Consider the following 22,522-nt stretch of genomic DNA (forward strand, 5'->3'; position numbering starts at 1 on the left):
TTTTACTTTAACTTTGGGGGTATAGCTCATTTCCACCTTTCAAAATGGCGCTTTTGTTTTGACATTATTCGGTTCCCATTTGCCGGCGAACCCGATTCAACAGCAGCAGCGTCATGAGCGCGACGACTGTGAATATGCCACCGCCTAATCCCAACCAGTTTAAGCCAAAGTGGGTCACAATCCCCCCACCGGCCGCGGAACCAACCGCAATCCCAACGTTATTGAAGATCGAAATCAACGAGGATGCGAGAACCATCGATTGGGGATAGTCCTGTTCTGCGACCGCCAAATAAAACATCTGCATCGGCGAGTTGAGCAGGTACATGGTCATTCCAAGGCAAAATAGGCAGACCAACCCGAGCCACGGCATTGCAAATACAAAGCTCAATGCGATCAACGTAATTGCCTGAATGATAAAAACGCGTTCCATAGATTTCAGCCCATTACCATTGGCAAGGCGCCCACTGAACTGGTTACTGAACAGCGAGGCCAACCCAAAGATAAAGAGAAACGGCGTCACGAACGCGTTGGGAAAGTGTAAACCACCGGTCACAATTGGCCGCAAGTATGTATACACAACGTAAACCCCGCCCAAATTTAGCACTGGCAGTAAAATCCCCAACAAAATCCGCTTATCCTTGAACAGCTGGAGTTGATCCAGCAACCCGGTTGTTGCCCCCTGAGTCAGATCGCTTGGTAATGAGAGCATAAACATGAACGCAATCACAACTGAGATTGCGACTATCAGCCAAAACGCGACCCGCCAGCCAACTTGATCACTAATCCAGGTGCCAATTGGGACCCCAAAGACTGAGGCGATGCTATAACCAGAGAAAACCCAGGAAATCAGCCAGGCCCGCTTTTGCGGTGGCGCAATCACCGCAGCAAAGGTAATGGCGATCGACACCATGATCCCAGCGACCACGGCATTTAAAATTCGGGAAACTGCCAGAAGAAAGTAACTGGTGGCAACTGCTGTTAACACGTTAGAAGTGATAAAGACAATTAGTAGTCCCAACATCACCCGACTCAATCGGTGCTTTCCAACCAGCATCGACAAAACCGGTGTCGTAATTGCATAGACAATGGCAAATAACGTGACCAGAAACCCAATTGCTGAGATCCCCACGTGAAATGAACTTGCAAGGTCGTTAATTATCCCGACGATGATAAACTCGCTCATCCCTAATATGAAGCCAATGGAAATCAAAATGAAGCTTTGAACCTTAAATGTTTTCATATACCCCCCCTTACCTGTTCCGAAAACAAAACAGCTGGACACTTGTCTCAATAATTCGAACACTCAAAATATTAGCATGGGCGTCTCAGCCGTACAATACGAAAACCAAAAGAAGTTTCGATTAATGGCGGTGCGGTTCACTTGAATGGGGCCCCTCGAGTTACAAACGATCGGTAGAGCCCAGGTTTATAAAAATTTCGGCGATCAAGATACCAAAAAAGATCGGAACAATTATCCCGATCGTAAAGCTGTTAAATGACATTTTGAATGATAATCTAATCGTCTACGTCGTGAAAATCAACGCCTTCCTTAGCGTAGAAGTCGAGGATTGATTGACGTTGATCCATAAATTTAGGCGGTAATGACAATTGCGATCCCATTGTCAGAATCGGCTCCTCTAGTGAGAATCCAGGCGCCATAGTGGCTAATTCGATCCGGTTATCGCCAGGATCACGGACATAAATGCTCTTGAACCATCCGCGGTCGGCATACTCTTCCCGATTCAGATGCATTGCCTCAGCCTTATCCCAGAACTCGAACAGCACCTTTTCGCTGGGAACCTGAAGGGCAATATGATCGATGCTCCCCCGACCAAATCGGGTTCGTTCGTCGGGATGATCACTCTTAAACAGCTCGATAGATTGCGGGCCATCCAGCGCCACTTGATTATCCTGAATTGGGATGCCCAACCAGTCGTGAAAGAAACTCGCCGTCGCATCCGGATCCGGGACGTGCATTTCGGTTCCTAAAAAACCGCTAATTTGAAATTCTGGTGGAATGCCATTATTCGGAACCACTCGCCAATCCGTCAATTTATCAGGCGTTTCAATCATTTTAACTTCAATGTTGTCAGGATCAGCAAATTGAATCCCATTTTCCATTTCGGTTACAGGGAACCCATTTTCGCTCATCCGACTATTCCAAAAGTCAGCACTGCCCTGAGGAATTGCGAGCTTGATGTTATTGAAGAAGTGCTTTCCATCCGTTCGGCGTCCCAGTAGCGGCAATACGAAAAAGGTCACCACCGTCCCCGGCGTGCCTAAATAGTCGCCATAAAATAAGTGCCGAATTCTGATATTCTCCTGATTAACGGTATTTTTGACCAACCGCATTCCTAATATTTTGGTGTAGAAATGGATATTCTGCTTTGCATCTCGAGTTAATAACGAAATATGGTGAGTTCTCATTTTTTCATCCCTCCGGCTCTATATACTATCTGCATTGTATCATGATTGTATGCGCTTTCTAAAAAATGCGACGTTTTCCTTCCCAATCGCCATCGCAGCCAGCAATTCCGTCACTCATAATTGTTCCAAACAAACTGTCACTAATTTGAGCAAACCATTTGACCTTTTTTGACCAATCAACTAAACTGTATTCATGAACTTGGCGAGAGCCATCTTTCATAAAACCAATAAGGAGGCATACTCAATGAATTTAGTGCCAACCGTTATTGAGCAATCAGCTAATGGCGAACGGGCGTATGACATTTACTCACGTTTGCTAAAAGACCGAATTATCATGTTATCAGGCCCAATCGAAGACGACATGGCTAATGCGATCATTGCCCAATTACTTTTCTTGGATGCCCAAGATTCCGAAAAAGATATTTACCTTTACATCAACTCACCAGGTGGTGTGATCACGTCTGGGATGGCGATTTTCGATACGATGAACTTTGTTAAGGCAGACGTTCAGACAATCGTTATGGGAATGGCTGCTTCAATGGCTTCCGTTCTTGCATCGTCAGGTGCCAAGGGCAAGCGTTTTGCTTTGCCACACGCCCAGGTCCTGATTCACCAACCTTCTGGTGGTGCTCAAGGTCAACAAACCGAAATTGAGATTGCCGCTGAAGAAATTCTGAAGGCTCGTAAGATGATTAATGAGCTCTTAGCTAAGAATTCCGGCCAGCCAATCGAAAAAATCAACAAGGATACTGAACGTGATAATTACTTGACCGCTCAGGAAGCCGTTGATTATGGCTTGTTGGATGGCATCATGAACAACAGTTCCCAAAAGAAATAATCTAACCATTAACCGTCACAAAGGCGATTAATCACCCGACTGAAGCAAACGAGATCGTCTGCTTCAGTCTTTTTGTATCTAATTAAGTGGCCGTTATCTTAGCAGTGAACTTACATGATTGCCAATCGGTTCTGGACAGACTAAAATAAGGATGAATGTTAAGAAATTAACATGATTGATAAGCATATTTACAACGATTTTAATTTAACATAATCGAGGTAGTTATCATGAAATCACAAAGTACAACGACAATGGCAACCAGCCATCAATCCTCAATTCCAGAAACAATCCCCACCAAAATGAAGGCTTGGGAAGTTGTTAAACCGGGGCCAATTGATGGGGCGCAATCTCCGTTAAAGTTCACGACTAAACCGGTACCGGTTCCGCAACGAGGCGAGGTGTTGGTCCGAGTGATTGCCTGCGGTGTCTGTCACACTGATCTACACGTTGCTGAAGGCGACCTCCCCGTTCATCAGGACCACGTCACACCCGGCCACGAGATTGTTGGCAAGGTCGTTAAAAACGGCCCAGCCACGAGTCGATTTAAACTCGGTGACCGAATCGGAATTCCATGGTTACGCTGGACCTGCGGCGTTTGTGAATACTGTCGGGCAGGTAAAGAAAATCTCTGCCCCAACTCACTGTATACTGGATGGGATCACGACGGCGGTTACGCGGAATACGTCACCGTTCCTGAAGGATTTGCCTACCGAATTCCTGAAAGATTCGACTCCCTGACCGCCGCTCCCCTGTTATGTGCCGGGATCATTGGCTATCGGGCGTTTGAACGGGCAAACGTTCCGGCCGGTGGTAGCCTCGGTCTATACGGCTTCGGTGGCTCTGCCCACCTGACCGCTCAATTGGCCATGGACCAAGGAATTGAAGTCCACGTCCTCACGCGTGGTGAAGATGCCCGTAAATTTGCGTTACAGCTTGGGGCAGCCTCTGCCAATGGCGCGTATGATTTGCCGCCGGTTAAACTGGATTCAGCGATCATTTACGCCCCAGTGGGAGATATCGTCCCTAAGGCGTTGGAGGCCTTGAAGCCGGGTGGCACGTTAGCAATGGCCGGCATTCATTCCACCGATATTCCCGCACTTTCGTATACTGATCACATTTTCCACGAGAAAAACCTCACCAGCGTTGAAAGCAATACCCGTCGAGACGGCGAAGAATTTTTGCGGCTTGCGGATCGCTTGGATATCCATCCAGAAATCCATGAATATCCGCTTGCCGATGCGCAAAAGGCGTTAGAATACGTTTCTCATGGGGACATCAAGGGTGCTTGCGTCCTCCGGGTCAGTGAGGGCTAATTTTCAAAAAGCAATGACAGGAAACTGATTTGGACCACACGTTTGACAACATAATCGTCAGGTATATAAAAGGTGAGACAATCTATCCGGTTGTCTCACCTTTTTTCCATATATGATTCAGCATCACTTAAGCAATTTCGCCTTCCCCAAGCTTGCTGGCATATTCATTAATCTTTCGCAATCGATGGTTGATTCCCGACTTGGAAATCGGGCCGCCCTCGACCAGTTCTCCCAACTCCTTGAGACTAACTTCGGGGTGCTGCAACCGGGCACGAGCAACCTGAGCAAGTTTGGGTTCCAACTTATTTAGGCCGATCACGTCATCGATCAGTTTGATATTTTCAATTTGTTTACTGGCAGCGTTCGCAACTTTATTTAAATTTGCATTTTCGCAGTTGACCAGTCGATTAACTGAATTGCGCATGTCCCGGACAATTCGAATGTCCTCAAATTTCAGCATCGAACTGGTAGCGCCAATTAGCTGAAGAAAATCGGCAATCTTTTCAGCCTCCTTGAGATACGTAATGTACCCACTGCGCCGCTTAGTCGTCCGCGCCTTCAAATGGTACTTGTTCATCATCTCAGCAATCATATCATTGTGACTTTCATACAGTGAATAAATTTCCAAGTGATAACGGGACGTCTCTGGATTATTAACCGATCCGCTGGCCAAGAAAGCACCGCGTAAATATGATCGAATCTGCGCGTCGTTTTTAAGCAGCTTTTGCGGGACCCGCTCAACAATCTGGATCCCATCAAATATTTTCAGATCATCCAAAACTTCGGTGGCTTTATCCTCAACGCGCAAGATGTATAAATTATTCTTCTTTAACTTCATTTTCCGCCGAACACTCAGTTCGCCGGTGATTCCGTAAAATTTAGACAGCAATTGATACATTCTTCTGGCAATTGCAGGATTTTCCGAAGAGACATTCAGGACAAAATGATGGTGAGATAGTGATAACGAGCCATTAATTCGAATTAAAGCCATCAACTCGGCTTTTGCATTGTCTCGATGGACGGTCAATGCCGTTAATTCTTTTTTGACCTCGCTTGCATATGACATGTATCTGCCCCCTATTCGTCGTCGGTTGAGCGACCGATTAAATTCAGCAATTCATCAGCAACTTCCTGGCCGTTATGAAACGCCCCGCGATCCTTTAACTGCAAAAAGTCTGCGGAGATCACGCGACAACCCATTCTTCTGAGACCGGCAAAATCATGCTTAACCGGCTGGGATACTTCGTTCCATTTTTTATAATCAATGTATTCTGAAGGAACTTCCTTCATATTTACCAGAACCGTGTTGATAAAGTTCATGCCAAGATGCTGGTTTAGCACTCGGACATGATCCGCCTCGGTAAAGTTTTCGGTTTCGCCCTTCTGGGTCATAATATTACAAATATACACGATGTCGGCAGTTGTCCGTTTGAGGGCGTCACCGACGTTTTCGATCATCAAATTGGGCAGGATACTGGTAAATAAGCTTCCGGGCCCCAACACAATCTGGTCCGCATCCATGATGGCGTTAACCACTTCGTCAACGGCTTCCGGTTTGTGGGAATCGTCGTTGGTTTCCACCCATACCCGCTTAATTAACTTGTTGGCCGCCGTAATTTCCGATTCACCACTCATATGGGTCCCGTCGCTAAACTCAGCGTTGAGTTCGAGCGGCTCATTAGCGGCTGGAAAAATATGGCCGTCAACCTTCATCATCCGACTCAAAATTTGAACCGCATCGAAAATCCCGCCGCGTTTTTCAGAAAGCGCCGCAATAATTAAATTACCAATCGCGTGCCCCGCAAAAAATTGATCGCTGCTCTTAAACCGATACTGGAAGAGATCGAGCTCCAACTGGGGTAAATCCGAAAGGGCTACCATGACGTTTCGAATATCTCCAGGCGGCACCACGTTAATGTAATTGCGTAAAATACCAGATGAACCACCGTCATCGGCCACCGTGACGATGGCGGTAATATCGACGTGGCGATTTTTTAAATTTTTTAAAATAACTGGAAGCCCAGTTCCTCCACCAATCACGACAATTTTCGGCCGGTGGGTGTGTAGCGCGTCAATCATTAGTTTTCACCCTTTCCCCTATGCCGATCAATGTCGCGATGCGTAATATTAACCGGATACTGAGAATACTTTGCTTTTAAATCATTTCCTAGCCTTTGGGCAATGGCGACCGAACGATGCTGACCCCCGGTACACCCAATGGCAATCGTCAAACTTGCCTTGCCCTCTTTTTCATAACCCGGCAAGGTAAAATTGAGCATGTCACGTAACTTTGTATAAAATTCTTCAGCACCTTCAGAATGCATCACGTAATCCTTCACAGATTGGTCCAAGCCAGTCTTAAAGCGCATCTTGGGATCATAGTATGGATTAGGCAGGAAACGGACATCCATGACAATATCCGCGTCCAATGGCAACCCATATTTGAACCCAAATGACATGACTTCCACATGGAATGTATTGGTCGTATCCATCGACTCGAAGTTATGAAAAACTTCCTCACGAAGGCGCCGAGGTGACATATTGGTGGTATCAACCACTAAATCAGCCGCCTTCTTAACGTTGGCCAGCAGATCGCGTTCCTTATGGATGCCATCGATCACCCGCCCATTTCTGGCAAGCGGATGTGCTCGCCGCGTCTCTTTATAACGCGAAACCAATTTGGTATCGGATGAATCAAGAAAGATAATGTCAACATCATCATCTCGACGCAAATCATCAAACATCCCGATAATCTCGTCATAGAAGACTTGTGAACGCAAATCGATGACCAGCGCAATTTTATTAATGTCCCGTTCCATGCGAATTAGTTCCTTGAAGCGGGGGAGCAGTGTTGGCGGCATATTATCCACGCAAAAGTACCCTAAATCTTCAAAACTCTGCATGGCAACGGTTTTGCCAGCGCCACTCATTCCGGTGATAATCACAAATTGATTGTTTACAGCCATGGTTGTAATTTCCTTTCATTTAACAAACTCATTAGAGTATAACATACCGGGCGTATCATTTTAACCTAAATAACGGTTTTCAAAATAATTGCGGGTTAACAGCCCTCATTGAATCCACAGCCAGGAATAACAAAAATGGGCCAACAGCTCATCGCCTAATGGCCCACATCCGATTTATGCAAATAGTGATTACTTGGATGTTTGGCTGACAGACCGCTTTTTAGCCTGTTCGGTCAACTTTTTATCGCGTATCAAAACTGGCTTTAAATACTGGCCGGTATAACTTTGCTTAGCTTCGGCAACCTCTTCGGGCGTTCCGGTTGCGACAATCCTACCGCCGCCATCACCGCCTTCAGGGCCAAGGTCAATCAGATGATCGGCATTCTTTACGACATCCAGATTATGTTCAATAATCAGCACCGTGTTTCCCTGATCGACTAATTGCTGTAAGACGCCCAGTAACTTCCGAATATCCTCGCTGTGAAGGCCAGTCGTCGGTTCATCTAAAATGTAGAAGTTTTTGCCATTTGCTTTCTTATAAAGCTCGGAGGCCAACTTCATTCGTTGGGCTTCGCCACCGGAGAGCGTTGTGGCAGGCTGGCCGAGGGACACATACCCCAAGCCAACGTCCTTAATGGTCTGCAATTTCCTGGTGATCTTTGGAATGGCACTGAAGAAATCCAGAGCTTCCTCAACGGTCATATCAAGAACGTCAGCAATATTCTTACCTTTATACTCAACTTCAAGGGTTTCAGCATTGTACCGTTTGCCGTGACAAACTTCGCATGGCACGTATACATCGGGCAAAAAGTTCATTTCAATCTTCAAAATCCCGTCACCATGACAGGTTTCACAACGCCCGCCCTTAACATTGAAACTGAAGCGGCCCTTCTTGAAGCCTCGTAACTTTGCATCGTTCGTATTGGCAAATAAGCCGCGGATGTCATCAAACACGCCGGTATAGGTCGCTGGGTTACTGCGAGGGGTTCTGCCAATTGGCGTCTGATCAATGTTTACAATCTTTTCAATATTTTTATAACCGGAAATTGACTTATATTTACCAGGACGTTCAGAGTTGTGGTTTAGCTTCTGAGCCAACGCCTTCTTTAAAATATCATTAACCAGCGTCGACTTTCCAGAACCGGAAACGCCAGTCACCACGATAAATTCTCCCAGTGGAAAATCAACCGTAATATTTTTAAGGTTATTTTCAGCAGCCCCGGTCACCCGGACCTTTTTGCCGTTACCCTGACGCCGTTTCTCCGGAACTGGAATAAATCGCTTACCAGCTAGATACTGGCCAGTAATCGAATTTGGTGCCTGGGCAATTTGATCCGGGGTTCCCACAGCCATCACTTTACCCCCATCACGCCCGGCGCCTGGACCAATATCCACAATGTAGTCTGCAGCCCGCATCGTGTCTTCATCGTGTTCAACCACAATTAAGGTATTTCCCAAATCGCGCATTTTCTTCAGCGAAGCAATCAACCGGTCATTATCACGTTGATGAAGCCCAATTGAAGGCTCATCAAGAATGTAGAGGACCCCAGACAAATTCGACCCAATCTGAGTCGCCAACCGGATACGTTGCGCCTCGCCACCAGAAAGCGTCCGTGCAGATCGTGACAGGGTCAGATAATCCAACCCAACGTTGCGTAGAAAAGTTAACCGGTCCGTAATTTCCTTAATAATTGGTTTGGCAATCATTGTATCCTGGTCACCGAAAGTCAGGTTTTCAAAGAAATGTAATTCCGCTGAGATATCCAAAGCAGACACCTTGGCAATGTCTTCATTACCGACTTTGACAGCCAGAGCCTTGCGATTCAACCGGTAACCATGACAGGTTTGACAAACCAATTCGGTCATATAGCTGCTCAGGTTATTCCGAGTAAAGTCACTGCTGGTATTATGATACCGGCGATCAACGTTATTGATGACCCCTTCAAACGGTCCATTAACATCCCGAACGCCACCGAAGTCACTTTCCAACTTAAAATGGAAGTTCTTCGTTTTCGAACCGTACAACACGAAGTCGCGGTCCTTCTTAGGAAGTTTCTCAAACGGAACATCCATGTCAACGCCCTGAGCTTTGCAGGCCTGAGCCAGCATGTTGGGGTACCACTTTGACCCAGTTGGGCTCCAAGGGGCTAAGGCTCCCTCATTCAACGTCTTTGATTTATCTGGAACCACCAAGTCAGGATCAACTTCGAGCTTCATTCCCAACCCGTCACAATCAGGACAAGCGCCGATTGGCGAGTTAAACGAAAAGAGCCGGGGTTCGAGTTCACCGACCGTAAACCCACAAATTGGGCAAGCGTAGTGTTCTGAAAAAACCATTTGGGGCCGTTCCCCCAAAAAATCGGCCGTCGCATAACCGCCGCTTAACCGTAGGGCCGCTTCCAAGGAATCAGACAGCCGGTTATTAATCCCGTCTTTAACGACGATTCGGTCAATCACGATATTAATATCATGTTTTTTATTCTTATCTAAATCAATTGGGTCGTCCACATCATGCGTCTCGCCATCAACCTGAACCCGAACGAAGCCTTCGCGCTTGATTTTCTCGAACACCTTTTTGTGCTGCCCTTTACGGCCCCGGACAATCGGGGAGAAAATTTGCAGCTTTGTTCGTTCAGGCAATTTCATAATTTGAGAAATCATTTGGTCAACCGATTGACTGGTGATCACCGTTCCGTCATTTGGACAGATGGGAACGCCAACTCGTGCCCAAAGTAACCGGAAATAATCATTAATTTCCGTGACCGTTCCAACTGTGGACCGCGGGTTCTTAGAAGTCGTCTTTTGGTCAATGGAAATGGCCGGACTTAACCCTTCGATCGAATCAACATCCGGTTTATCCATCTGGCCCAAAAATTGACGGGCGTACGACGACAGGCTTTCAACGTACCGGCGTTGCCCTTCCGCGTATAGCGTGTCAAATGCCAACGAACTTTTGCCGGAACCAGACAGGCCCGTCATTACGACCAGTTTATTTTTAGGAATCGTCACGTTCACGTTTTGCAAATTGTGTGCGCGCGCGCCGCGGATTATTATTTTATCATTTGCCAAACTCAAATCTCCTTTAACTAATCTGCGCCTTTAATTCCATGATTGTATCACGCAGAGTTGCGGCTTGCTCAAAATCAAGCTTCTTGGCTGCTTCCCGCATTTCATCGGTTAACTTGCTCAACATTGACTTTTGATCCTTCGTACTCATTTGTTCAAAATCGCTTTCAACAAAATCATCCTTTTCACCACTATCGTCAGTTGATTTCGTAATCGAGATTGCGTCGCGAATCGGCTTAATAATGGTTTTCGGCGTAATGCCGTGTTCCTGATTGTACTTAATTTGAATGGCCCGTCGGCGAGCAGTCTCATCCATCGCGGCCTTCATCGAATCAGTAACCGTATCAGCGTACATAATAACGGCCCCGTGTTCATTTCGAGAAGCCCGGCCGATGGTTTGGATCAGCGATCGCTCATTACGCAGAAAGCCTTCCTTATCAGCATCCAAAATTGCGACCAGGGACACTTCGGGCACGTCAATCCCTTCACGCAATAGGTTAATGCCGACCAGCACGTCAAATTTACCCAGACGAAGATCCCGAATAATCTGGGTTCGCTCAAGGGTTTTAATGTCTGAATGCAGGTACTTGACCTTGATTCCCAAATCCTTCAGGTAGTCGGTTAAATCCTCGGCCATCTTTTTTGTCAGCGTCGTCACAAATACCCGTTCATGCTTATCAACCCGCTTGTTGATTTCACCAACCAGGTCATCCATCTGGCCCATAATTGGCCGAACGTCAACCGTTGGATCTAGTAAGCCCGTTGGCCGAATGATTTGTTGGACAACGTCCTTGGTCTGATCCATTTCATAGGGACCGGGCGTAGCAGACATATACACCACTTGATGAACCCGCTTTTCAAATTCGGGTAATGTGAGCGGCCGATTATCAAGCGCACTTGGCAGCCGGAAACCGTAGTCAACCAGCTGCTGTTTCCGAGCCCGATCACCATTGTACATCCCGCGAATTTGTGGCATGGTTTGGTGAGATTCATCAACGACGGTCAGGTAATCGTCTGGGAAAAAGTCCAGTAGCGTAAACGGCGGCTGGCCGGGCTTTCGCCGGTCCATAAACCGTGAATAATTTTCAATTCCGCTGGTATAACCCATTTCCCGCATCATTTCAATATCATACGTCGTCCGTTGTTTAAGCCGTTGCGCCTCAAGCAGTTTGCCTTCTTTTTCAAACTTGGCAACCTGATCGTCCATCTCCTGTTTGATTTCTGGAAGTGCCAGTTTCATCACATCATCACTGGTCAAAAAGTGAGTTGCCGGAAAAATGGCAATATGCTCCCGGTCACCAATCACTTCACCAGTCAGGGTATCAACTTCCCGAATTCGGTCAATTTCGTCGCCAAAAAACTCCACCCGAAAAGCATGTTCATCCCAGGAAGCCGGAAAAATTTCAACAACGTCGCCATGAACCCGGAATCGGCCCCGTTGAAAATCAATGTCGTTTCGATCATATTGAATATCTACCAACTGCCTTAACAGATGATCACGTTCAATATTTTGACCGACTCGAAGTGACACAACGTGATTGCGGTACTCGCTGGGATCCCCCAAACCAAAGATTGATGAAACAGACGCCACCACAATCACGTCATTGCGTTCCAACAACGAACTCGTGGCTGAATGTCGGAGTTGATCGATTTCATCATTAATGGAAGAATCCTTCTCAATGTAAGTATCACTCGAAGGCACGTACGCTTCTGGTTGATAATAATCATAGTAACTTACAAAGTACTCCACAGCGTTATGTGGGAAAAATTCCTTAAACTCACCGTATAATTGCCCAGCCAGCGTCTTATTGTGGGACAACACCAAAGTCGGTTTATTGACCTGCGCGATCACGTTAGAGATTGTAAAGGTCTTCCCAGTCCCAGTCGCGCCCAACAGGATCTGGGCCTTTTTGCCCTCATCGATGCCAGAAACTAGTTTCTTGATGGCCGCTGGTTGGTCGCCAGTTGGCTTGTATTTAGATACCAGATCAAATTTATGATCATTTTCTCGTTCGATCAATCAAAATTCCCCCTGACTGAAAATCGAAGCATCCAAAGACTAAAAAAGGCAGGGATCATGATGGCAATTCCCGACCCTTTGTGACAATCTTTGGCTTCACTAACGCTAACAAATCTATCCACTAGCCATTTTACCATACGAACATACTTTCGCAAACGATTATTTATCGGGACTTTGATTTTTCAAAACCCGCCGTGTCAATTTTCGTAATTTTTCCTGCGTTGTAAAATTTTCAGCCAACATTTCCGGAATCACTTTAGTAACAACATATTGAACGCAGTGCATATCCCGGTATTCCAGCATGGTTGACAGGCTTTCCTTATACATTTCAGGATACACCTCTTCTGGATTTCCTTTTTGGATCTCACCGAACGATTCGTAAAGCAAATCCACCTTATCGGCAACCGCCAAAATGCGGCCTTCGAGGGTGTCATCCTTGCCCTCCGATAATCGCCGGCGATAGGCATCTTGAAATTCTGTTGGAATTTCGTTTTGGACAAAATTCTCGGTCAACTTGTCATCGACATCGGCCAGCATGGATCGCAACACTGGCGTCGCATACTTAACCGGTGTCTTGATATCGCCGATGAACCGCTCAGTATAATCGTGATTCAGCGCTTTTTCATATAGCAGCCGCCAGTTAATCGATTCGCCAGCATTTTCTTCAACGTCACCTAAGAACTGAGCAATTTCGGTCACTTTAAAGGAATGAGCGGCCACTGAGTGCTGCTCAAATTTGAAATATCCGGGTGCCCGGTTAATCAATTCCAACTCGTCTAAGCTTTCCAAATATTGATGCATTCCCATCGTCGTTTCCCCCGTCCACTTTGATTTCGATACCAAAGAAGGCCGAGAATCAATTCCCGACCTTCTTTCGTTATATTTATCGTATCGCATTGTAAATGAAATTCAACTATCAACTGATGATTATCTGGAAACTTCGGACTTATCAGCTTCACTGTGAGCTTCCACGTACTTAAACGCTTGCTGACCAGCAATGCCACCCTCACCAACAGCAGTCGTGATCTGGCGTAAATTCTTCTCACGAACATCGCCAATGGCATAAATCCCCGCAACGGCGGTTTCCATCTTATCATTGGTTTCAATCCAGCCATCGTCGTTAGTGATGTTCAATCCAGCAAACGGCTCAGTCATTGGCAATAACCCGACGTAAATAAAGACGCCTGACGTTGCAATTTCTGAAGTTTCGTTCGTTTGATTATTAACGACCTTAACGCCGGTAACCTTGGTATCATCACCAATAACGTCGGTCACGTTCGTGTTCCAAACAAAATCAATTTTGTCGTTTGCAAATGCCCGGTCCTGCAACACTTTTTGCGCCCGTAATTGATCACGGCGATGAATAACTGTAACGTGATTAACAATTCCGGCAAGGTACGAGGCCTCTTCGATTGCGGAGTCACCGCCACCAACGACAACCACGTCCTTGTTTCTGAAGAATGCCCCATCACATACGGCGCAGTAGGAAACACCCTTACCACCGTATTCCTGCTCACCAGAAATTCCCAGCTTCTTATATTCGGATCCGGTTGCAATGATCACAACCTTAGCTTCTAGTTCGTCACTATCGGTTTTAACCACCTTAATGGTTCCCTTATCTTCAATCGATTCAACGGAACCATAAACGTACTCGGCGCCAAAGTTAACCGAACTGTCATACATCTGTTGGGACAGATCAGGACCCATGATTGATTTAAAGCCGGGATAGTTTTCAATTGCGGCCGTGTTATTCATTTGACCACCATAAATGCCGCGGTCAACCATCGCAACCGACAGATTTGCCCGTGAAGCATAAAGCGCCGCGGTCATTCCACCGGGGCCGGCACCAATCACAACGACATCGTATTTTTTAGCCATATGGACCCTCCTCTGAAATAAAAATCTACAACTGTCAATATACTATTAAAAAGTAAGCTAGTCTAGTATTTCATCTTATTTTTTCTTTTTCGCATCTTCATCGGTCAACTGCTTGCCCAAATCTTTCAGATAAGCGCGCAACCCGGTTGAAATTTCAGGATGCTGAAGACCAAAGATAATGTTGGTTTTTAACCAGCTCAATTTATTACCGGTATCGTAACGCGCCCCTTTAAATTCATGGGCAAACACCCGCTGAGTTCGGTTGAGCGTGTCAATTGCCGACGTTAACTGAATTTCCCCACTGGCGTCGGGCTTCGCATCTTCCAGAATGCCAAAAATCTCGGGTGTCAACAAGTAGCGCCCAATAATTGCCAGGTCACTCGGGGCCTTCTCTGGCGATGGCTTTTCAACAAATTTCTTAACGTTAAACAACCCGGGTCGAACCTCTTCTGACGGATCAATCACCCCATACTTGGAAATGTCGCGGTGGGCAACCTTCTTTACCGCCAGCGTTGAAGCACCAGTCTGCTGGTAACTATCCATGAGCTGCTTGGTTAACGGCACCTTGTCCTGCATAACATCATCACCCAACATCACCACGAATGGTTCGTTGCTGATGAAGCTGCGAGCAGTATAGATGGCATCCCCAAGGCCGCGGGGATGCGACTGACGAATGAAATAAATGTTCATATCATTGGTCTTGCGAATCGTCTCCAACATGTCCGTCTTGTGCCGTTCTTCAAGATTTTGTTCAAGCTCGGGATTGGCGTCAAAATGGTCTTCGATCGAACGTTTACCCTTGCCGATCACAATCACAATGTCTTTGATGCCTGATTTTTTGGCTTCTTCAACAATAAATTGAATCGTTGGGGTATCAACAATTGGCAGCATTTCCTTAGGTAACGCTTTGGTCTCAGGTAGAAAACGAGTGCCAAGTCCCGCAGCGGGAATCACAGCTTTGGTTACTTTTTTTTGCATATTCAATGCCTCATCTTTCTCAAACGCAAGTCGGTCAGACCGACTACCTTTTGATTATTAAATAGGATTAGATATAGAAACCATGCCCAACTAGGATCTCATTTCTAGCCAATTTCCGAACGACCTTCACGCGTCATTAACTGATTGATGGTTTCCTTAATGTCGGCCCCATCGTAGAGGACGTGGTAGATCGCACTGGTAATTGGCATCTCAACCCCGCGTTTCTTAGATAGTTCATAAGCAGCGCGGGTGGTTGCAACCCCTTCAATAACCATTCCCATATTTTTAATGACTGCCTCAAGCGATTCCCCACGGCCAAGTTCATTGCCGGCCCGCCAGTTTCGTGAATTCGTACTGGTAGCTGTTACAATAATGTCACCGACGCCGGAAAGGCCAATAAATGTCAGTGGGTTCGCCCCAAACGACGTTCCCAGCCGAGAAATTTCGGCTAATCCCCGGGTCATCAGTGCTGCCTTGGCGTTATCTTTATACCCTAAACCATACAGGGCGCCGGCGCCTAATGCAATAATATTTTTCAACGCGGCGCCAAACTCAACGCCGATCACGTCGTCACTGGTATAAACCCGGAAATAATTGTTCATAAACAGATCCTGAATTTCACTGGCTGCCCGCTGATTATCGCTGGCAACGGTCACCAATGTAATGTCGTGGGTGACCACGTCTTCGGCCTGACTGGGGCCGGACAATACGGAGATCGACTGCCGATTTTCGGGATCAATTTCTTCAGATAGGACTTGCGAAAGTCGTAAATAGGTTTTCTCCTCAATTCCCTTCGATGCATGAATAATATTAACCGAGTGGTTGCGGTCCTTCAAGATCGCGGCCACTTGGCGGGCGACAGACCTGGTTACCTGAGTTGGGACGACAAACAATATGTAGTCAACCCCGTCAATTGCCGCTGCCAAATCATGGTAGGCGGAAATTGATTCAGAGAATGTGTAGTTTTTAATATACTTGGGATTGGTATGGGTCTCATTAAACTGGGCCACCTGTTTTTCGTTATACGACCATAACCTAACGTGGGAACCATTTTCATCAAGAACACTTGCTAAAACGCTTCCCCACGATCCAGCACCTAGAACTGCAATTTCTTTAGTCATTATTATTCTCCTTTAGTGAGTCGGTAATTATAAATCAACGTGCAGGGTGTTGCCTTCCAAATACCACGGGTTGGTCTCACGCCGCCGCCGACGGTAAATGATGATCCCAATCGCCCCAACAAATAAGACGATTGATAAGATTTGGGAGACCCTTAAATTATATAACATTAGGCTATCGGTTCGCATGCCCTCAATAAAAAAGCGGCCAAACGAATACCACATCACATAGCTCAAAAAGACTTCTCCCTGCTTGAAGAACTTGGGATTGTGGCGCAACGTGATGAGAACCAAGAATCCCAAGAAGCTCCAAATTGATTCATACAAAAAAGTCGGCTGCCGATACGCACCGCTAATATACATCTGTGAAATGATGAAGTGCGGCAAATGCAAGCCTTGCAGGTACGCTAATGAGGTAACCTTACCGAACGCTTCCTGATTCATAAAATTGCCCCAGCGGCCAATTGATTGCGCCAAGATGACGGTTGGCGCCGCGACATCAAGCATCAGCCAGACTGGAATAAACCGCTTACGGCAAAACCAAATCACAACGATCATCGCCCCGATTAGGGAACCATAAATGGCAATTCCCCCGTCCCAAATCTGAATGATTTCACCGGGATTATTTTTATAGTATTGCCATTGAAAGGCCACGTAGTATAGCCGAGCACAAATCAAAGCTGCCGGTAAGGCCCATAAAATCATATCATAAATATCATCGGCGTTAATTCCGCGTTTGTTACCTTCCCGAACGGCCAGATACACCGCGATAATCACACCGGTTGCGATAATCACACCATACCAGTGGACTTCGATTGGGCCTAAATGAAACGCAATCGGGTTCAACGCTAAACTTGTTACACTCAACAACTGCAACCCCTATTTCTCAGAATCGGCGGGCTTTTGATCATCGCCGATTATATTTTTATTTTCCTTTTTGACCGTCTGCTCCTCTGCCTTTTCCTTGGCATCATTTTGACTATTAACTTTAATCAAATTATTTAAGTTACGATCAAAGGTTTCGGTGGCATCGTAACCCATTGACTGAGCCCGAAAGTTCATTGCCGCAGCTTCAATAATGATCGCGAGGTTTCGCCCGGTCTTAACGGGAATCGTGATTTTAGGAACGTCAACGTCAAAAATATGCACGTTTTGAGTCCCATTTCCCAAGCGATCAAACTTTGCTTCCTTAGTATAGTTCGCCAGATGAATGATCAAATCCACCTTAGTTTGACTACGAACCGCACCGGTTCCAAACAGTGTCATGACATCGATGATGCCAATCCCCCGAATTTCCAAGAGGTGCCGTAAAATTGCGGGGGCATTGCCCATCAACGTCTGTTCATCCTGCTGATAAACTTCAACCCGATCATCGGCAATCAGCCGGTGCCCACGTTTAACCAGTTCCAACGCGGTTTCACTCTTACCAATCCCGCTATCACCAGTAATCAAAATTCCCAAGCCGTAGACGTCGACCAATACCCCGTGAAGCGACTTGCGTTCAGCCAGCTTGTCTTCAAGGTAGTTGGTCATATTACTGAGAATTCGCGACGTCGTTAACTTTGATCCCAACACCGGAATGTGTTCATTCTTAGCTGCTTCAAGCAACTCATCAGGGGGATCCAACTGGGTTGACACAACAAAGGCTGGCGTCGACGGCTGGCACATCTTACCCATCACATCGAGCAGCCGCTCATGCGTCATTCCCTTGGAATAGGAAATTTCAGTGATCCCCAGCAGCTGAATTCGTTTTGCCGGGTAGTAATTGAAAAAGCCCGTCAATTCCAATCCAGGCCGGGAAATATCACTGGTTGAAATTGATTTATCATTTAAATATTCCTTGCCATAGTAGACGTCCAACCTGGTATTGGTCACCAAATCTGCGACACTTACACTTTCAGTCAAGAACATCCCTCCTCAAATAATCGGTTTTTATCTTATGATGATTGAAAACGCTTCGCTTGACATAATTATAACCCAAATTCACGTTCAATATCGCTCATTCGGGCCGCCTGAAATACTGGGCAATAATCGTGCTGACTAACGACATCAAGATTGCCACGCCCATTGCCATCCAAAAAGACGAAAACTCAAAACTATTGCCAATAATGACCGACGTTAACTCCAACATCAAACCGTTAATCACGATTCCAAACAACCCCAGCGTTAAAAAATTAATTGGCAGCGATAGAATAATGAGAATTGGCCGCACCAACCAGTTTAAAACTCCCAGCACTAAGGCCGCAACTGCAGCAACCCCGACACTGGCAACATACAAACTGTTTGGAAAAAATCCGCTAATCGCCATGAATAACAGGGCGTCAACTAAGACCGTTGATAGAAATCTCACGGCTAACCTTCTTTCTTGTGGTGATCAACATCCTGTTCCTCAACCCCATGGATCACCTTAGGCGACTTTTTGCCGCCATGTTGATTCTGGTAAGTTGATTTGAACTGACTAAAAAATGAGGCCGGCGCATTCTCCCCGGGAATCGTTGCGATCATGACGATGTATGCCAAAATCGCAATTTCCCCCAAGCCCGGAATCAACGCCAGAACGATATACAGAATTCGGACCAGTGTGGAATTCCAGTTAAAATAAGCGGAAATTCCGCCTAAAACACCGGCAACCCACCGATCTGATGATGATCGAACAAGTTTTTTCTTATTATCCATCTCAAGTCCTCCGTCCTAAAAGATCACTTACTTTAAGACTATCAAAAAAAGCGCCGCAATCAAGTATGCAGTGCAAAAAAATACCCTTTTTTAATTTAATTCGATAATTTTTCCGGTTGCCAAGTAAATTGTCCATTCACAAATATTCGTACTGTAATCGCTAATTCGCCCAAGATCCTTGGCAACGTTTAAGTATATAATGGCTGCATTCACAATTTCTGGATCCTTCGCCATTGCTTGGTAACTTGGGGCGGCAATGTCGTTGTAGTGGCTGTCGATAACCTTGTCAAACCGTTTGGCGGTCTCCTTGGCCCGATCCTGATCTGCTTCCCCGTATGAGCTAATGGATTCGTTATATTGTTCGCTGACTTCCTTGGCCATTGTCGCCACAATCCGCTCAACATCACCAATTCGCGGTTTACCCTTAATGCTAATAGCCGCCCGGGCAATGTTGCGGGCGTGATCGCCGGCCCGCTCCAAATCAGTGACCGCCTTCAAAATGCCAACCACTTCCCGCAAATCACCGGTAACCGGCTGATACAGAGCAATCATTTCAAAAGAACGTTTCTCAATATGAATCTGGAGATGATTGATTTCATGATCGTTGGTCACAACGGTTTGCGCAGCGTGAACATCATGATCAATAAACGCCTGGCCGGCATTGGTGATGGCCTCGCCCACCATCGCTCCTAACTTCATAAAATCAGCCTTTAACGTGACAATCTCTTCATCAAATACTTTTCCCATTTAGTCATCCCCTATCCAAATCTACCACTTACATAATCCTCGGTTTGTTTATCATCCGGATTCACAAACATCTTGGTTGTATCATCGTATTCAACAACGCGGCCCTCCATGAAGAACGCCGTGCGATCCGAAATCCGCGATGCCTGCTGTAAGTTATGCGTCACAATAATAATCGTATAGTCTTTCTTAAGTTCGAGCAACGTGTTCTCGATGTTGGCGCTCGAAATTGGATCCAAGGCACTCGTTGGTTCATCCATTAAAATAACCGATGGTGAAACGGCAAGGACCCTGGCAATACAAATTCGCTGTTGCTGGCCGCCGGAAAATGACAACGCGTTATCGTACAAATGATCCTTTACCTCATCCCAGACAGCGGCTTGCTTTAAGCTTCGTTCCACAATTTCATCGAGTTTTTGCTTGTCCTTAACGCCGGCAATTCTTAGGCCATAAGTGATGTTGTCGTAAACCGAAAATGGAAACGGGTTGGGCTGTTGAAACACCATGCCGATTTCCTTACGCAAATCAACCAGGTTCGTCTGTGGTGAATAGATATCCTGATCACGAAAGTTCACCGCGCCAGTAATCGTCACGCCATCAATCATATCATTCATTCGATTGAGACACCTTAAAAATGTGGATTTTCCACATCCAGAAGGCCCAATTAAGGCAGAAATTTCATTTTCCTGAAAGGCAAGTTTGATCTGGTGTAACGCCTGAAAATCGCCATAGTACAGATCCAAGTTATTAGTCGAAATAATTGGGGCAGTCATCCTCGTTCCTCCTATCCAAAGTTTCCGGAAACGTAGTCATCGGTCAGCTGGATCTTCGGCCGGGTGAAGATCTTCCGGGTTTTATTATATTCAATGGCCTCGCCCAGATTAAAGAAAACCGTGTAGTCACTTAACCGGGCAGCCTGCTGCATGTTATGGGTCACAATGATAATTGTGTAATTTGGCTTTAATTCCCGTAGCGTTTGTTCCAACTGGGAAGTCGATACTGGATCCAGCGCGCTGGCGGGTTCATCCAACAATAAAACGTCAGGTTTGACGGCGAGCACCCGGGCAATACAGACCCGCTGAGCCTGGCCGCCGGAAAGCGACAGGGCACTCTTATGAAGACTGTCTTTAACCTGATCCCAGACAGCCGCCTGCTTCAAGGTGGTTTCAACCACCTCATCCAGAACTTTTTTATTATGAACGCCGCGACGCTGAAGGGCAAATGTCACGTTATCATAAATGGATTTAGCAAACGGGTTGGGCCGCTGAAACACCATGCCAATCCGACGCCTAACTTCGTACACGTCAATGCCGGGCTGGTTAATGTTAACCCCCTGATAGAGGATTTGCCCCTTAACAGTGGCCACGTCATCATTCATGCGGTTGAGCGCTCGTAAAAACGTAGATTTCCCGGAACCGGATGGTCCGATTAACGCGGTAATCGTGTTTTTCTTAAATTGAATATCGGCATGCTGCATGGCTAAGGTCTTCCCATAAGAAATTTCCAGATCCTTTGTCTGCATTTCAATTGAATTTTCTTCAGGATTAAAGTGATAAATAAACCGCTCGTTACTTTGGGTATCAAATATCGTCTGCATAACTGATCTCCTCATTAATCCATTGACGTCATTTTTTCAAAAACTTTTCGGCCAATATAGCGGGCCGAGAGGTTAAAAATTAAGATTGCCAGCACCAAAACTGCGGCGGATCCTGATGAAACCTTTGTCAAATCAGGCATAATCCCTTCAGAATTAATCTTCCAGATATGGACCGCAAGGGTTTCGGCTGGCCGTAACGGACTCAGCGGGCTGTCAATATTAAAGGGATTCCAATCGGCGAAATTCAGGGCGGGAGCGCTTTGGCCCGCCGTGTAAATCAAAGCGGCCGCTTCACCAAATACCCGGCCGGAACAAAGAATAATGCCGCTGATAATCCCCGGAAGCGCCGCTGGGACGACAATGTGGATAATCGTTTCGTACTTGGATAATCCAAGCCCCAGGCCACCCTGGCGCTGATCATCGGCAACCGATGCCAGAGCCTCTTCAATGTTTCGGGTGAGTAGCGGTAAGTTGAAAATCGTGAGGGTTAACGCGCCGGAAATAATTGAAAAGCCAAAGTTGTATTGAACAACGAAGAGCAGGAACCCGAACAATCCAACCACCACTGACGGCAAGGAACTCAAAATTTCAATGGCCGTTCTAATTGTTGAGGTAAACCAGTTGTCCTTGGCGTATTCATTTAGGTAAATCGAAGCGCCCAACGCAATCGGTAATGAAATGAGCATTGCCAAAATCAACAAATAAAACGAGTTAAATAGCTGAATGCCAATCCCGCCACCGGCACTGAACGCTTTCGCCGGTGAAGTCAGGAACTTCCAAGAAATATTTGGCAGACCCGTGATAAAAATATAGCCAATTAAGAAGGCCAGAATCAATACCACGAAGCCGGCAATTGCGCGAAGTAACCCCATTGCAACTTGACTTTGTTTCTGCATCCGAT

Annotated in this window: 21 protein-coding genes; 2 read left to right on the top strand and 19 right to left on the bottom strand. The window is 46.2% G+C overall.

The window, feature by feature from the left end; all coding sequences use genetic code 11:
• Positions 1-64: 64 nt before the first annotated feature.
• Together FD47_RS07255 and FD47_RS07260 are read right to left on the bottom strand one after the other, a co-directional pair.
• Positions 65-1,240 (bottom strand): MFS transporter, encoded by a 1,176-nt coding sequence (locus tag FD47_RS07255; protein WP_054734355.1) that lies wholly within the window; start codon positions 1,238-1,240, stop codon positions 65-67.
• Between the two features lie 275 nt (positions 1,241-1,515).
• Entirely contained in the window at positions 1,516-2,427 is a 912-nt protein-coding gene (locus FD47_RS07260) for a VOC family protein (RefSeq protein ID WP_054734358.1), read from the bottom strand.
• Between the two features lie 193 nt (positions 2,428-2,620).
• Between FD47_RS07260 and FD47_RS07265 the strand changes: the two genes are divergently transcribed.
• Both FD47_RS07265 and FD47_RS07270 read left to right on the top strand, forming a co-directional pair.
• Positions 2,621-3,265 carry an ATP-dependent Clp protease proteolytic subunit gene (locus FD47_RS07265; protein WP_082620221.1) on the top strand — a complete coding sequence of 215 codons (645 nt, stop codon included), beginning with the start codon at positions 2,621-2,623 and terminating at the stop codon, positions 3,263-3,265.
• Positions 3,266-3,492: 227 nt separating this feature from the next.
• The gene (locus tag FD47_RS07270; protein WP_056980373.1) at positions 3,493-4,578 is read left to right on the top strand and encodes a zinc-dependent alcohol dehydrogenase family protein; all 1,086 of its coding nucleotides are present in this window, start codon (positions 3,493-3,495) and stop codon (positions 4,576-4,578) included.
• Positions 4,579-4,705: 127 nt separating this feature from the next.
• On the opposite strand, the gene whiA is transcribed toward FD47_RS07270, so the two are convergent.
• The 17 genes from whiA to pstA all read right to left on the bottom strand — a co-directional run bounded on the left by whiA (position 4,706) and on the right by pstA (position 22,517).
• Positions 4,706-5,644: a DNA-binding protein WhiA gene (gene whiA / locus FD47_RS07275; RefSeq protein WP_054734363.1), complete on the bottom strand. Its 939-nt coding sequence runs from the start codon at positions 5,642-5,644 to the stop codon at positions 4,706-4,708.
• An 11-nt stretch (positions 5,645-5,655) separates the two neighbouring features.
• Complete coding sequence (locus FD47_RS07280; protein ID WP_008210841.1) at positions 5,656-6,657, bottom strand: gluconeogenesis factor YvcK family protein; 1,002 nt, start codon at positions 6,655-6,657, stop codon at positions 5,656-5,658.
• Positions 6,657-7,544 carry an RNase adapter RapZ gene (rapZ, locus tag FD47_RS07285; RefSeq protein ID WP_054734366.1) on the bottom strand — a complete coding sequence of 296 codons (888 nt, stop codon included), beginning with the start codon at positions 7,542-7,544 and terminating at the stop codon, positions 6,657-6,659. Before rapZ ends, FD47_RS07280 begins: the two co-directional genes overlap by 1 nt.
• 189 nt (positions 7,545-7,733) lie before the next feature.
• Positions 7,734-10,613 (bottom strand): excinuclease ABC subunit UvrA, encoded by a 2,880-nt coding sequence (uvrA, locus tag FD47_RS07290; protein ID WP_056980375.1) that lies wholly within the window; start codon positions 10,611-10,613, stop codon positions 7,734-7,736.
• Positions 10,614-10,626: 13 nt separating this feature from the next.
• Positions 10,627-12,630 (bottom strand): excinuclease ABC subunit UvrB, encoded by a 2,004-nt coding sequence (uvrB, locus tag FD47_RS07295; protein WP_054734370.1) that lies wholly within the window; start codon positions 12,628-12,630, stop codon positions 10,627-10,629.
• 159 nt (positions 12,631-12,789) lie between these two features.
• Positions 12,790-13,437, bottom strand: a complete 648-nt coding sequence (locus FD47_RS07300; protein WP_008210846.1) for a YfbR-like 5'-deoxynucleotidase — start codon at positions 13,435-13,437, stop codon at positions 12,790-12,792.
• A gap of 120 nt (positions 13,438-13,557) precedes the next feature.
• Positions 13,558-14,508 carry a thioredoxin-disulfide reductase gene (trxB, locus tag FD47_RS07305; protein ID WP_054734372.1) on the bottom strand — a complete coding sequence of 317 codons (951 nt, stop codon included), beginning with the start codon at positions 14,506-14,508 and terminating at the stop codon, positions 13,558-13,560.
• Between the two features lie 75 nt (positions 14,509-14,583).
• Positions 14,584-15,486, bottom strand: a complete 903-nt coding sequence (galU, locus tag FD47_RS07310) for a UTP--glucose-1-phosphate uridylyltransferase GalU (RefSeq protein WP_054734376.1) — start codon at positions 15,484-15,486, stop codon at positions 14,584-14,586.
• A 104-nt stretch (positions 15,487-15,590) separates the two neighbouring features.
• The gene (locus FD47_RS07315; protein ID WP_054734379.1) at positions 15,591-16,607 is read right to left on the bottom strand and encodes an NAD(P)H-dependent glycerol-3-phosphate dehydrogenase; all 1,017 of its coding nucleotides are present in this window, start codon (positions 16,605-16,607) and stop codon (positions 15,591-15,593) included.
• Positions 16,608-16,634: 27 nt separating this feature from the next.
• On the bottom strand, positions 16,635-17,471 hold the full coding sequence (lgt, locus tag FD47_RS07320; RefSeq protein ID WP_304607938.1) for a prolipoprotein diacylglyceryl transferase: 837 nt from the start codon (positions 17,469-17,471) through the stop codon (positions 16,635-16,637).
• A 12-nt stretch (positions 17,472-17,483) separates the two neighbouring features.
• Complete coding sequence (hprK, locus tag FD47_RS07325; protein WP_171035012.1) at positions 17,484-18,509, bottom strand: HPr(Ser) kinase/phosphatase; 1,026 nt, start codon at positions 18,507-18,509, stop codon at positions 17,484-17,486.
• Positions 18,510-18,603: 94 nt separating this feature from the next.
• A complete protein-coding gene (locus tag FD47_RS07330; RefSeq protein ID WP_040537515.1) occupies positions 18,604-18,954 on the bottom strand; it encodes a phage holin family protein in 351 nt (116 codons plus the stop codon).
• 2 nt (positions 18,955-18,956) lie between these two features.
• Positions 18,957-19,280, bottom strand: a complete 324-nt coding sequence (locus FD47_RS07335; protein ID WP_054734389.1) for a PspC domain-containing protein — start codon at positions 19,278-19,280, stop codon at positions 18,957-18,959.
• 90 nt (positions 19,281-19,370) lie between these two features.
• The gene (phoU, locus tag FD47_RS07340; protein ID WP_054734392.1) at positions 19,371-20,027 is read right to left on the bottom strand and encodes a phosphate signaling complex protein PhoU; all 657 of its coding nucleotides are present in this window, start codon (positions 20,025-20,027) and stop codon (positions 19,371-19,373) included.
• Positions 20,028-20,038: 11 nt separating this feature from the next.
• Positions 20,039-20,797, bottom strand: a complete 759-nt coding sequence (pstB, locus tag FD47_RS07345; protein ID WP_008210861.1) for a phosphate ABC transporter ATP-binding protein PstB — start codon at positions 20,795-20,797, stop codon at positions 20,039-20,041.
• An 11-nt stretch (positions 20,798-20,808) separates the two neighbouring features.
• The gene (gene pstB / locus FD47_RS07350; RefSeq protein WP_056980377.1) at positions 20,809-21,621 is read right to left on the bottom strand and encodes a phosphate ABC transporter ATP-binding protein PstB; all 813 of its coding nucleotides are present in this window, start codon (positions 21,619-21,621) and stop codon (positions 20,809-20,811) included.
• 14 nt (positions 21,622-21,635) lie between these two features.
• Entirely contained in the window at positions 21,636-22,517 is an 882-nt protein-coding gene (gene pstA, locus FD47_RS07355) for a phosphate ABC transporter permease PstA (protein ID WP_373878931.1), read from the bottom strand.
• Between the last annotated feature and the right edge of the window lie 5 nt (positions 22,518-22,522).

Origin of the sequence: Lentilactobacillus parafarraginis DSM 18390 = JCM 14109, assembly GCF_001435895.1 — a bacterium.
Classification (GTDB): Bacteria; Bacillota; Bacilli; order Lactobacillales; family Lactobacillaceae; genus Lentilactobacillus; species Lentilactobacillus parafarraginis.